We start from the raw sequence: 12277 nt of genomic DNA on the forward strand, positions 1-12277 counted from the left end.
TCACCCACCGTCCAGGCGGACAGGGTCGGAGCGTTGCCCGCTGTCGGAGTCGAAGAACCGCAGGCGTGTGCCGGGCACCGCGAACTCGTGCGTCTCGCCCGCCGCGATCGCGGTGTCCACTGTGGCCGGCAGCCGGGCGACCACCCTGGTGGGCTCTCCGATCCGCGACACCGTGCCGTACACGTGCCGGTCGCCAGAGAGGTATTCGAGCCGCTCCACGGCGAGCGGCATCGTGACCCGCTCGCCGGCCGGGACGTTCTCGACCGGCAGCAGGTGCTCGGGGCGGAACCCGACCAGCTTGCCGTCGTGCGGGATCAGGTTCATCGGCGGCGAGCCGATGAAGGTCGCCACGAAGGTGTCGGCCGGGTTGTCGTAGACCTCCACCGGAGGGCCGGCCTGGTGCACCTGGCCCGCGTTGAGCACGGCGATCCGGTCGCCCAGCCCCATCGCCTCGGCCTGGTCGTGAGTCACGTAGATCGTCGTGGTTCCCACGTCCTCCTGGAACCGCTTGAGCTCGTCCCGGGCGCTGGCGCGCAGCTTCGCGTCCAGATTGGACAACGGCTCGTCGAGGAGGAACACCTGGGGGTCGCGAACGAGTGCCCGGGCGAGTGCCACCCGCTGCCGTTCACCACCGGAGAGCTGTCGGGGTTTGCGGTCCAGCAGCGGGTCGAGGCCCAAGAGCCCGGCCGCCCAGCGGGCCTTGCGCTCGCGGTCCTCCTTGCCCATGCCCCCAGCCCGGAGGGGGAACACGATGTTGGCCAGCACGGTCTTGTGCGGATAGAGCGCATAACTCTGGAACACCATCGCGATCTGACGCGCCCGGGGCGGCAGTCCGGTCACCACGTGCCCGCCGATCAGCACGTCGCCGCTGGTCGGCTGTTCGAGCCCGGCGATGGTCCGCAGCAGGGTCGTCTTGCCGCAGCCCGACGGGCCCAGCAGCACCAGGTACTCCCCGGCCGCGGCGGCCAGGCTCACCCGGTCGATGGCGGGCACCCGCCCGCCGTCGAACCGCTTCACCAGGTCACGAACCTCGACGACCGCCATCGCACTCAGCCGCCGACGAGCCCAGCGGCACGCCACTTGGCGAAGACCGCGTTGATCTGCCCCTCCGCCTCGGCGACCGATTGCTGCGGGGTGGCTTCACCGCGCACCGCCCTGGCGAACATATTGGGGATGACGAAGGTGCTGAACACCTCGCCGATGGCCGTGCTGGCCGGCCCCGGATGACCGATGTTGGCGCTCCACGGGATGGCGTCGGCGAGGAGCTTCAGTTTGTCCGGCGGCCGGGAGCCGAACGGGTCGTTCGCGAGCCAGTTCGGCAGCTCGGGGGTCAGCTTGGACCAGGCGGAGAAGTCGTACAACTTCGACTGGTAGGTCGCCGAGGCGAAGTTGGCGGTGTAGTGGAGCAGGAACTCCTTCGCCGCCGGAATCCCGGTGGCGTGCTGCGGGATGATCCAGTTGTACAGAACGTGCTGCGCGGCCAGCGCGGTCTCCGGTCCGCGCAGCGCCGGGACGAAGAACGTGTCGTCGGCGACGGTCGGGTTCGACCCGGCGGCGGTCCGCCAGGCGGAGATCGAGTTGACGATGTAGGACATCTTGCCGGCGACGAGGCCCTGGTTGTTGCTCGCGGCGTTCCAGGAGAACACCTCGGGCGTCATCGCCTGCCCGTAGAGTTTCGTCATGTACTCCACGGCAGCGATCGTTTCCGGCGAGTTGATCGTGACGCGCTCGTTCGCATCCTGCTCGGACGCCCCGAAGGACCACATCAGGGCTCGCAGCACCATGTTGGAGTCGATCTCCTGGGACATGCCGAGGCCGAGCGGGACACCCTTGCTGTTCTTGATCTGCGCCGCGCCCGTGAGGAGCTCGTCCCACGTGGTGGGGCCGTTCGGCATGCCGACGGCCTCCCACAGCGACCTGCGGTAGTTGCCCGGGTCGGGTACCCAGCCCGGCGAGTACGCGTAGAACTTGCCGGTGGCGGGGTTGAGGCTGGACTTCTCGCACAGCGGGAGTTGCCGTCCCCAGCGCCCGGTCGCTTCGCTGACCAGATCCCGCTGGTCGAGCACGCTCGGCTCGAACTGCGACAGCGTCGCGATGTACTGAATGAGGTCGTGGCCCTGGCGAGCCTGGATCTCGGCCGCGATCCGGGTGGGAATCTGCGCCTGGTCGATGTGGTCGACGGTCACGTTGACACCGACCCGGGAACCCCAGTCCCGCGCGAACCGGTCGAACCACACGTCGTGGTTCGGCACGAAGTGGCTCCAGAGAAGGATTTTCAGGTCACCGGAGAGCTTTGTGGACGGTTCACTGAAGGTCTCCTGCGGGGCCTGGCCACCGGCGGTTTCCCCGGTGTCCTCCTCGGAGGCGCAGGCGCCCAGTGCCACCGAACCGAGCGTGACGGCCGCCGCCGCACGCAACACGTCCCGCCTGCTGTGCAGTGAATTGGGGAAGTCGCTCATCACCGACTCCTCCCTCTCGGGAAAAGGAGGCAAATGAGTCTAGTCGATGCCGCGCTCCGTGGCAGCGTGAATCGGACCTCGGTGCGATCGGCAAGAGCTGGAGCAGGTGACTGCCGACGCCCTGGCCCGCCCCCGTTCGGCGAGCCGGTGGGCTCAGGTGACGTACGACGTGGACCGCGCCGGCTGCCGCCGCGCGATCAGGGGTTGAGCACGCGGTCGGTGTAGAAGCGCGTGATGTGCTCGGCCACGAGCTCGGCCGCGCGATCCCCGTCGCCCGCCTCGATGGCGCGCAGGATCTCCTCGTGCTCGGTCACCAGGTCGGCCGCGACCGCCCGCCAGTCCGGCAGGCGCGCGAACGCCGCCGCCATCTCCGACTCGACGGCTCCCCGCAGCGCCTGCATGAGGTCGGTGGCCAGCGCGTTGCCCGAGATCCGGGCGATGCTCACGTGGAACTCGGTGTCCAGCGCGTTGAACTGCTGGTACTCCTGGTCCGCCGCGCGCATGCCCTCGACCAGCTCGGCGAGCCGGGCCACGTCCTCGGGGGTGCGGGTCGCCGCCGCGCCCCGGGCCGCGTTGCGTTCGAGCTGCACGCGCGTCTCGACCAGATCGGCCAGGCTGATCCGCGCGAGCGCGAGGTGCAGCCGCAGCAGGTTGGTCAGCGCCGGGGTCGACCGCGCGGTGACGACCGAACCCGCGTCGGCGCCCGAACCCGTGCGGGCCTCGATGATCCCCATCGCTTCGAGCGCGCGCAGGGCCTCGCGGACGCTGGTCCGGCTCACCCCCAGCGCGCTCACGAGCTCGCGTTCGCTGGGGAGCTTCTCCCCCGCGCGCAGGCTGCCGTCGAGGATCTTCTCCTCGATCTGCGCCAGCACCTGTTCGTGCATCCGCACGCGGCGCACCGGCTCCCAGGCCGCCTCGGTCGTCATGACCGGTTCCTCGGCGTCGTTTCCGGCATCGTTCCGGGTATCACGGTGGTCACGCTCCTCCTCGGGTTCGTGCGACCCGCTCAAGGATGGACGCGGCGAGAGGGTCTGCCTGCGAACCCCGCCGGGCGGGGTCCGATCACAGTGGCGCGACCGGCCCGGAATCTCACCGGAGTTCCTCTGCACCGCGTAGTGCTCACTCAAGGTAATCGGAGCTCGCAGCCAGTGTCAATATGACCTCTTTGTTGGTATGACCACACTAGTCGGCACACGATCCCGCGTACCCGAGTGAGCGTTCGCGCTCCTCCGCGCGGAACGCGATCGCCAGGAGGACGTCACCCAAGCGGTCGAGCACCACCACCGCGTCGGCCGGGGCTTCCCGCGCCGCCCGCCGCGCCACCGCCCGCGCGAGTTTCAGCAGCCCGGCCGCGGCACTCAGCCCGCCGAGCACCTCGAACCCGCGCGGCACCACCACGGGCCCGAGGTCCCGAGCCGCCCGCCACAACCGGGGCAGCTCGGGTACCGGTACGCCGGCGGCAAGCGCGTCGGCCAGTTCCAGCAGCTCGTACTGGACGTCGAGCAGCACGGCCTCGTCGTCGGTCGGCAACGTGCAGGTGGACACCGCCGCGCCGATCGCCGCGTTGGCCTCGTCGACGGCGTCGCGCGCGCTCACGGCACCATCCATGACAGCACCGGCGTGGACTGCAGGTACACCAGCACGCACATCAGCGGCACGAACACCGCCGACGCCGCGAGCACCCGCCGGAACAGCAGGCCCTCCTTACCCGCCAGTCCCACGGCGCTCGCGCCGATCGCCAGGTTCTGCGGGCTGATCATCTTTCCGAGCACCCCGCCGCTGCTGTTCGCCGCCGCCATCAGCGTCGGTTGCAGCTGCGCTCCGTGCGCGGCCGCCACCTGCAGCGCGCCGAACAGCGAGTTCGACGACGTGTCCGAACCCGTCACCGCCGTGCCGAACCAGCCGAGCAGCGGCGAGAGCAGTGCGAAAAGCCCGCCCGCGCCGGCGAGGAACAACCCGAGCGTCGCCGTCTGGCCCGACATGTTCATCACGTACGCCAGCGCCAGCACCGCCATCACCGTCAGCCCTGCGGTACGCAGCTGCACGATCGTCTGCCCGTAGGCGCGGATCGCCTGCCGCAGCGGCACTTTCAGCAGGAACGCGGACACGACACCGGCGATGAACAACACCGTGCCGCTGTCGGCGAGCCAGTCGAACTTGAACGACACCAGGCTCAGCGGTTTGCCCGCGGCCGTCGCGATGTGCAGGCCGGGCCAGCTGAACGTCTTGGTCGTCGTGGCCAGCGCCGCCGCGACCGCCGGGATCGCGGCGATGGAGAACAGCACGATGATCGTCGCGTACGGCGCGAACGACCGCAGTTGCTCGATTCGCGAGTCGACGACCGTCCGCTCGCGCACCACCGTAGCCGCGGCCACCCCGCTGCCACCGGAAACCGGCGCGGGCCGCTCACCACCGTCATCCGGCGCGCGGTCCGGCGCGTCGGCCGGCTTCGGCCGCCAGAACCGCAGCAGCACCAGCACGGCCGCGGCGGACACGAGCGAAGCCGCGATGTCCGTGAGCTGCACCGGGCCGAAGTTCGCCATCAGGTACTGGACCACGGCGAAGCTCACGCCGCACACGAGCGCGGCCGGCCACGCCTGCCGCAGCCCGCGCCGCCCGTCGAGCACGATCATGAGCACCAGCGGCACGATCAGCGCGAGGATCGGCACCTGCCGTCCGGTCATGGCCGCGAGGTCGTCGAGCGGCAGCCCGGTCACCTTCGCGAGTGTGATCACGGGCAGCGCCACAGCGCCGTACGCGACCGGTGCGGTGTTGGCGATCAGCGCGACCGTCGCCGCCTTCAGCGGTTTCAGCCCGACCGCCACCAGCATCACCGAGCAGATCGCCACCGGCGCGCCGAAGCCGGCGAGCGCCTCCAGCAGGGCGCCGAACGAGAACGCGATGATCACGCCCTGCACCCGCTGGTCGTCGCTGATCTTCGCGAAGGTGCGCCGCAGCACGTCGAAGTGCCCGGACACCTTCGTCATCTGGTAGATCCACAGCGAGTTCAGCACGATCCACAGTGCGGGGAACAAGCCGAACGCCGCGCCTTCGAGCGCGGAATCGAGGGCGGGGCCGGTGGGCATGCCGTAGACCGCGATGGCGACGACAATCGACAGCACGAGCGCGATCACCGAAGCCAGCCAGGCGCGGACGCGGAACACGCCCAGCAGCACGAACAACACCAGCAGGGGCAGGGCGGACACAAGGGCGGGCCAGCCGAGGCTGCCGCCCAGTGGCGCGGGAACCTGTGTGTACACAGGTCACCTCCGGGACTCTCGTCGTTGAGAGGGGGTGGGGACTGGAGCTGGGCTCGTCAGAACACCGGCGTTTCGGTGTAGGAGCCGAAGACATCACGCAGCGCACCGGTGATCTCTCCCATGGACAGGTGTGCCTTCACGGCCTCGATCGTGGCGGGCATGAGGTTCGCCGCCGGGTCGGCCGCCACGGCGAGCAGGTGCTCCATCGCCGCCTTCGCCCGATCCGGGTCCCGGTCGGCCCGCACCTGCTTGAGGCGCGAGAGCTGCCGGGCTTCGGACTCCGGGTCGAGCTTGTGGGTCTCGATCTTCTCGCCGTCACCGGAGTCGACGTAGGAGTTCACGCCGATCACGGGCCGGTCGCCGCTGGCCTTGCGGCGCGCGTAGTCGTAGGCGGTGTCGGAGATCTCGCGCTGGAAGAAGCCCTGTTCGATCGCGGCCACCACGCCGCCGAGCTCCTCGATCTTCGTGAAGTAGTCGTGGATGCCCTGTTCGAGGCGATCGGTCAGGTTCTCCACGTAGTACGAGCCGCCGAGCGGGTCGATCACGTTCGGCACGCCGGTTTCGTGGGCGATGATCTGCTGTGTGCGCAGCGCGACCTTCATCGCCTGCTCGCTCGGGATCGTGTAGGCCTCGTCGAGACCGTTGGTGTGCAACGACTGCGCGCCGCCGAGCACGGCCGAGAGGGCCTGCAGCGCGGTGCGGATGATGTTGTTGAGCGGCTGCGGTTTCGTGAGCGTGGCCGCCGCCGTCTGCGCGTGGAAGCGCAGCCGCATCGACTGCGGGTTCTTGGCGCCGAAGGTCTCCTTCATCATCTTCGCGTAGAACCGCCGCACCGCGCGGAACTTCGCGACCTCCTCGAAGAGGTCCGCCTGGCTGACGAAGAAGAACGACAGCCGTGAGGCGAACTGGTCCACGTCGACCCCGGTGGCGACGACGTCCTCCACGTAGGCCTTCGTGATGGCCATCGTGAACGCGATCTCCTGCAGCGCGTTCGCCCCGGCCTCACTGATGTGGTAGCCGGAGATGTTGACGGGGTTGTAGCGCGCCATGTGCTCGCTGGCGTAGACCACGGTGTCGCGCACGATCCGCATGCTCGGCCGGACCGGGAACACCCACTCCTTCTGCGCGACGTACTCCTTGAGGATGTCGTTCTGGATCGTCCCCGAGAGCTTGTTCAGGTCGTAGCCGCGCTGTTCGGCGACCGCGACGTACATCGCGAGCAGGATCCACGCCGACGGGTTGATCGTCATCGACACGCTGATCTTCTCGAGGTCGATGCCGTCGAACAGCGCCTCCATGTCGGGCAGCGTGTCGATCGCGACGCCCTCGCGCCCGACCTCGCCGAGGCTCATCGCGTCGTCGCTGTCCAGGCCCATCAGCGTCGGCATGTCGAAGTCGACGGACAGGCCCGTCTGGCCCTGCGCGATGAGGTACTGGAACCGCTTGTTGGTCTCCTCGGCCTGCCCGAAGCCCGCGATCTGGCGCATGGTCCAGGTGCGGCCGCGGTACATCGTCGGGTACGGCCCGCGCGTGTACGGGTAGCGGCCGGGCAGGCCGATGTCGTGCCAGTCGTCGGGCAGGTCGGCGGGGGTGTAGACGCGCTGCACCGCCATGCCGCTGCCGGAGCGGTAGACCTCGCGCGATTCGGGCTGGCGGTCGACGAACGCCGCGAGCTCGTCACCCTCCCAGCCGGCGAGTTCGCGCGTGACCGCCTCGACGAGCGCTTCGGTCGTCAGTGCTGAGTCGGCCGGGGCCGGGTCGTGCTCGTTCACCACAATTTCTCCTCGTCAGTCGTCACACCCGGCCGCCCGACCAGGCGGCGGGCGGCGGAAAGCGGGTCTTCCCGGCGCGCGGTCACGTCGTCCACCGCCCGGTCGAACGTGGGGACGCCGGGGCGCAGGTCGTCGAGCACCAGCTGTTCGGCGACCCACCGGATGCGGGTCGCGCTGTTGCGCCGGGCGCGCCGCTCGCGTTCGCCGTGCTCGGTCATCCATGCCAGGTGCGCGGCGAACTGCTCGGCGAGCTCGGGCACGCCGTCGCCGGTGGCGGCCACGGTCTGCTGGATCGGCACGTTCCACTGGTGCGGCTTGCGGTGCGCCAGCCGCAGCATGTCGCGCAGCTCCGCCACGGTCTTGGCGGCGCCTTCGCGGTCGGACTTGTTCACCACGTGCACGTCGGCGATCTCGAGCAGGCCGGCCTTGATCGCCTGCACGTCGTCGCCCATGCCCGGCACGCTCACCACGGCCACGGTCTGGGCCGCGCTGATCACGTCGACCTCGGCCTGCCCGACGCCGACCGTCTCGAGCACGACCACGTCCTTGCCTGCGGCGTCGAGCACGGTGATCGCGTCGAGCGTCGCGCGGGAGAGCCCGCCGAGCGCGCCCCGGGTGGCCACGGACCGGATGAACACGCCCTCGTCGCCCGCGAGGCCGGTCATCCGGATGCGGTCGCCGAGGATCGCGCCGCCGCTGAACACGCTGGACGGGTCCACGGCCAGCACGCCGACCGTCTTGCCCTGCTTGCGGTAGAACTCGCTCAGCGACTTGACCAGCGTGCTCTTGCCGCTGCCTGGTGGCCCCGTGAGGCCCAGGACGTGGGCGTTGCCCGCCTTGCCGTGCAGTTCGGCGAGCGCCTCGTCGACACCGGCCGTACGCCGTTCCACGAACGTGAGCATCCGTGCGATGGCCGGGTGCTCCCCCGCGAGCACCCGCCCGACCACGTCGCCCGGCGTCTTCACGACCCACTTCCGAAGCGGCGCAGCAGGTCGCGGTCGTCGATCACCCGCCGCGCCTTGAACTCGGTGCGGTCGAACGTCTTGTACTCCACGGGGACGACGTGCGCGCCGACGCCGAGCGCTCGGCGCAGCTTGTCCTCGATGGCACGGGCCCAGCCGTCCAGAGTGGACTCCGCGACTCCGCGGTGCTCCACCTGCACGGCGAGGGTGTCCATCGTGGACTTTCGGCTGATCACGATGCGGTGCTCGCCGCCGTAGCCCTCGGCGGCCATCACCACGTCGTCGATCGCGCTCGGGTACACGTTCTCGCCGCGCACGGTGAACATGTCGTCGATGCGCCCGTAGATGCCCTTCGGCAGGAACGGGTACGTGCGGCCGCGGTCGACCGAGGGCGCTTCCCAGCGCGTGAGGTCGTTGGACAGCAGCCGGATCATCGGCTGACTGGTGCGCTCGAGCGTGGTGTAGACGGGCGTGCCCTCGCGGCCGTAGTCCACGCGGTGGTGGTCGACGGGGTCGCACACCTCGGTGTAGACGAGGTCCTGCCAGGCGAACACACCCGGCTCGTGGTTCGCGGCACCCAGGTGCATCCACGGGCTGACCTCGGCCATGCTGCCCGAGTCGTAGACCTCGGCGCCGAAGGCTGTCTCGATGCGGCCACGGATCGTCGGCACGCTCGCGCCGGGCTCGCCGGAGAAGAACAGCTTGCGCAGCCCCAGATCCGCCGGGTCCACGCCCTCGTCGGCGGCGACCTCGGCCAGGTGCAGCGCATACGACGGCGTCCCGTAGAACACCGTCACGCCCATCTGCTTCATCCACATGACCGTGCGGGCGGTCTGCCCGGGCGTGCCGGCACCGAACGGGAACACGCGGGCGCCGAGGCGTTCCGCGCCTATGTAGGCGCCCCAGGAACCCCAGTAGAGGCTCAACGGCGAGGCGACCAGCACCGTGTCGTGCTCGCGGATGCCCATCCCCCACATCACGCGGGCGTGGGCGTTGGCGACGCTGCGCCAGTCGCGTTCGCCGATGCCGAACGCGGTCGGGCGGCCGGTGGTGCCCGACGTGCCGTTCACGTGCTTGACCTCGCTCGGGTCCACGGCGAGGTAGCTGCCGAACGGCTCGTGGGCCGCCTGGTCGGCGCGCAGCTCTTCCTTGCGCACCACGGGAACCTTCTCGAAGTCCGACAGGTCGCGGATGGCCGACGGGTGGATCCCCGCTTCCTCCCACTTGCGCCGGTAGAACGGCGCGTGGTCCCACGCGTAGGCCATCACCTCACGGATGCGGGCGAGGATCGCTTCGTCCCGCTCCCCGGCCGGCATGGTCTCGCGGCGCGGGAACCAGTGCGCCTGCCCGGCCGGCGGCCGGTAGGTCTCGTCGTAGCGCGGCGGCCAAGTCCACTGTTCCATCAGGCCTCCTCCGTCACGCCGACCAGCGCGCGGATGCGCTCGACGATCGTCTCCGGCGTGGTGTCCTGGCCGAGTACCTCGGCGACCCCCATTTTCTTGAGCGCCTCCTCGTCCTCGTCCGGCATCACGCCGCCGGCGACGATCGCGAACCCGGGCCGGTCGGGCATCGCGTCGATCAGCTCGAAGATGCGGGTGAAGATCGGCATGTGCGCGCCGGAGAGCAGGCTGACGCCGAGCACGTCGACGTCCTCCTGAACGGCCGCTTCCAGCACCTGCTCTGGGCTGCGGTGCAGGCCGGTGTAGATCACCTCCATGCCCGCGTCGCGCAGGGTCCGCGCGACGACTTTCACGCCCCGGTCGTGGCCGTCCAGCCCGATCTTGGCCAGCATCACCCGGATCGGTTCGCCGCCGCTCTCACCCACCGTGTCCACACCTCGTTCCACGACCTGCACTGCATCTGGTCTTGCCTTGCATGTGGTCTGACCATAGAAGTGGGCGTACGGAATGTGCAACCCTGTGCCCAAGCATCACCCGGCTGCACGAAGGCGAAGGTGTCCGACTTGATCGACGTGAGCACCGTTTTGGCCCGCAGACAAGGGGCGATCGGCAGGCTGACCGTGAACCGCCCGGAGGCGCTGAACGCCCTGGACCTGCCCATGATCTGGGCGATGCTGACCGCCCTCGACGAGTGGGAGTCCGACCCCGCTGTGACTGCGGTGGTGCTCGACGGCGCCGGCGATCGGGCGTTCTGCGCGGGCGGCGACATCAGCGTGGTGCACTCGTCGGCCGTCGGCGATCCGGCGGTCGCCCGGACGCTGTGGCGCGAGGAGTACCGGCTCGACGCCCGCCTCGCGCGCTACCCGAAACCCGTCGTCGCGCTCATGGACGGCATCACGATGGGCGGCGGGATCGGGATCGGCGCGCACGCGGCGGTCCGGGTGGTCACCGAACGCTCGGTGCTCGCGATGCCGGAGGTCGCGATCGGCCTCGCACCCGACGTCGGCGGCGCGCTGCTGCTCGCCCGTGCACCCGGGGAGCTCGGCACGCACCTCGCGCTGACGGCGGGTCGCGTTGGCCCTGGCGACGCGGTCCACTGTGGACTCGCGGACCACCACGTGCCCGCCGGCCGGTTGGCCCCGCTCGTCGAAGACCTCGCCGCCGGCGCTGCACCCGGGGCGACCGTGGCGAAGTACGCCGAGGATCCCGGCCCTGCGCCGCTCGCGGCAGCGCGGTGCTGGATCGACCACGCGTACGGCGGCGCGACCACCGTCGAAGGCGTGCTCTACCGCCTCGAGGCGATCGACGAGCCGGGGCCGCGCGAGGCCCGCGCCGCGATCACCGCGGCCGCCCCGACGGCACTCAAGGTGACGCTGCGAGCGGTCCGTCAGGCCCGTGGGATGACCTCGATCGAGGAATGCCTGCGCCAGGACTTCCGCCTGTGCAGCCGGTTCCTCGCGCATCCCGACCTGGCCGAGGGCATCCGGGCGGCGATCCTCGACAAGGACCGCTCACCGCGCTGGCGCCCGGGCACGCTCGCGGAGGTCGACGACGCGGCCGTCGACGCGTTCTTCGCACCGCTTGCCGACGAGCTGGACTTACCGGAGCAGTCCACATTGTGGTCTGACCACCGCTGACCTAGGCTCGGACCAGCCGGAAATCCGACAACGCGGTCGAGGAGGCGGTCCGATCGATGGGCCAACCGGACAACGTGCGGTACCTCGGGTCACCCGGCCAGGCGCTGGCGGGGATCCAGGACTGGATCCTCACCGCGCGGCTGGGCGCTGGCGACCCGCTGCCCGCCGAACGCGACCTGGCCCGGGCGCTCGGCGTCGGGCCCGCGCACGTGCGCGACGGAGTCCGCGCCCTGGAGGCGGCGGGCGTACTCGAACCGGCGGCCACGGGCACGGCGGCCGCGGTCGTGGCCGGCGAACCGAGCGGCGCGCTGCACAAGCTGCTCAGGCTGCACCTCTCGCTGTCGCGGTTCGCCACCGGTGACCTCATGTCCATCCGGCTCGAGCTCGAACGCTCGTCGGCGGCGCGCGCGGCCCGCGGCGCGGCTCCGGAAGACCTCGAACAGCTGCGGGAGGTCACCGCCGAAATGGGCCGTCCCGGCGTGACCCGCGTGCGGTTCCGCGAGCTCGACTCCGGCTTCCACCTCGGCCTCGCCCGCGCCGCGCACAACGATCTCGCCGCCGTGCTGCTCGCCTCGCTCGGAGACGCCGTGGGCGACGAGATGACCGCCGGGTACGCCCGGACGGCCGACTGGCCCGCGACGGCGCGGCAGCTCGCGACCGAGCACACGTGGATCCTCGACGCGATCGAAACCGGCGACCCGGAGCGTGCGTCGGCCGAGGTGACGAGGCACATCGCCGGCTTCTACGGCCTGCGCGCCGGCTGAGCGGTTCCCCGGAACCCCTTGCG

The 12277-nt window shown here is 70.4% G+C and carries 11 protein-coding genes; 2 read left to right on the forward strand and 9 right to left on the reverse strand.

Annotated features, from left to right (window positions below; all coding sequences use genetic code 11):
• From AB0H62_RS29165 to AB0H62_RS29205, 9 genes are all read right to left on the reverse strand, one after another.
• Positions 1-1044 (reverse strand): ABC transporter ATP-binding protein, encoded by a 1044-nt coding sequence (locus AB0H62_RS29165; RefSeq protein ID WP_360589448.1) that lies wholly within the window; start codon positions 1042-1044, stop codon positions 1-3.
• Positions 1045-1049: 5 nt separating this feature from the next.
• Complete coding sequence (locus tag AB0H62_RS29170) at positions 1050-2459, reverse strand: extracellular solute-binding protein (RefSeq protein ID WP_360589450.1); 1410 nt, start codon at positions 2457-2459, stop codon at positions 1050-1052.
• 197 nt (positions 2460-2656) lie between these two features.
• On the reverse strand, positions 2657-3385 hold the full coding sequence (locus tag AB0H62_RS29175; protein ID WP_220240508.1) for a FadR/GntR family transcriptional regulator: 729 nt from the start codon (positions 3383-3385) through the stop codon (positions 2657-2659).
• 256 nt (positions 3386-3641) lie between these two features.
• The gene (locus tag AB0H62_RS29180) at positions 3642-4055 is read right to left on the reverse strand and encodes a hypothetical protein (RefSeq protein WP_360589452.1); all 414 of its coding nucleotides are present in this window, start codon (positions 4053-4055) and stop codon (positions 3642-3644) included.
• Positions 4052-5719: an L-lactate permease gene (locus tag AB0H62_RS29185; RefSeq protein WP_360589454.1), complete on the reverse strand. Its 1668-nt coding sequence runs from the start codon at positions 5717-5719 to the stop codon at positions 4052-4054. Before AB0H62_RS29185 ends, AB0H62_RS29180 begins: the two co-directional genes overlap by 4 nt.
• 56 nt (positions 5720-5775) lie before the next feature.
• On the reverse strand, positions 5776-7491 hold the full coding sequence (locus AB0H62_RS29190; protein WP_360589456.1) for a methylmalonyl-CoA mutase family protein: 1716 nt from the start codon (positions 7489-7491) through the stop codon (positions 5776-5778).
• Complete coding sequence (meaB, locus tag AB0H62_RS29195; RefSeq protein WP_360589458.1) at positions 7488-8456, reverse strand: methylmalonyl Co-A mutase-associated GTPase MeaB; 969 nt, start codon at positions 8454-8456, stop codon at positions 7488-7490. The genes AB0H62_RS29190 and meaB overlap by 4 nt, the downstream gene beginning before the upstream one ends.
• A complete protein-coding gene (locus AB0H62_RS29200; RefSeq protein WP_360589460.1) occupies positions 8453-9856 on the reverse strand; it encodes an AMP-binding protein in 1404 nt (467 codons plus the stop codon). The genes meaB and AB0H62_RS29200 overlap by 4 nt, the downstream gene beginning before the upstream one ends.
• Positions 9856-10299: a cobalamin B12-binding domain-containing protein gene (locus AB0H62_RS29205; RefSeq protein WP_354879995.1), complete on the reverse strand. Its 444-nt coding sequence runs from the start codon at positions 10297-10299 to the stop codon at positions 9856-9858. The genes AB0H62_RS29200 and AB0H62_RS29205 overlap by 1 nt, the downstream gene beginning before the upstream one ends.
• A 126-nt stretch (positions 10300-10425) precedes the next feature.
• Here AB0H62_RS29205 and AB0H62_RS29210 point away from each other — a divergent pair, with 126 nt between their 5' ends.
• Positions 10426-11490, forward strand: a complete 1065-nt coding sequence (locus AB0H62_RS29210) for a 3-hydroxyisobutyryl-CoA hydrolase (RefSeq protein ID WP_360589510.1) — start codon at positions 10426-10428, stop codon at positions 11488-11490.
• Positions 11491-11546: 56 nt separating this feature from the next.
• Positions 11547-12254, forward strand: a complete 708-nt coding sequence (locus AB0H62_RS29215) for an FCD domain-containing protein (RefSeq protein WP_220240503.1) — start codon at positions 11547-11549, stop codon at positions 12252-12254.
• The last annotated feature ends 23 nt before the right edge of the window (positions 12255-12277 follow it).

The sequence above is a fragment of the Amycolatopsis sp. NPDC050768 genome (assembly GCF_040654155.1).
GTDB lineage: Bacteria > Actinomycetota > Actinomycetes > Mycobacteriales > Pseudonocardiaceae > Amycolatopsis.

Excerpts from the sequence above, each read along its gene's own strand:
- AB0H62_RS29200 (WP_360589460.1), bottom strand. The coding sequence starts at position 9,856 with ATGGAACAGTGGACTTGGCCGCCGCGCTACGACGAGACCTACCGGCCG.
- AB0H62_RS29215 (WP_220240503.1), top strand. The coding sequence starts at position 11,547 with ATGGGCCAACCGGACAACGTGCGGTACCTCGGGTCACCCGGCCAGGCG.
- AB0H62_RS29175 (WP_220240508.1), bottom strand. The coding sequence starts at position 3,385 with ATGACGACCGAGGCGGCCTGGGAGCCGGTGCGCCGCGTGCGGATGCAC.
- AB0H62_RS29165 (WP_360589448.1), bottom strand. The coding sequence starts at position 1,044 with ATGGCGGTCGTCGAGGTTCGTGACCTGGTGAAGCGGTTCGACGGCGGG.
- AB0H62_RS29170 (WP_360589450.1), bottom strand. The coding sequence starts at position 2,459 with ATGAGCGACTTCCCCAATTCACTGCACAGCAGGCGGGACGTGTTGCGT.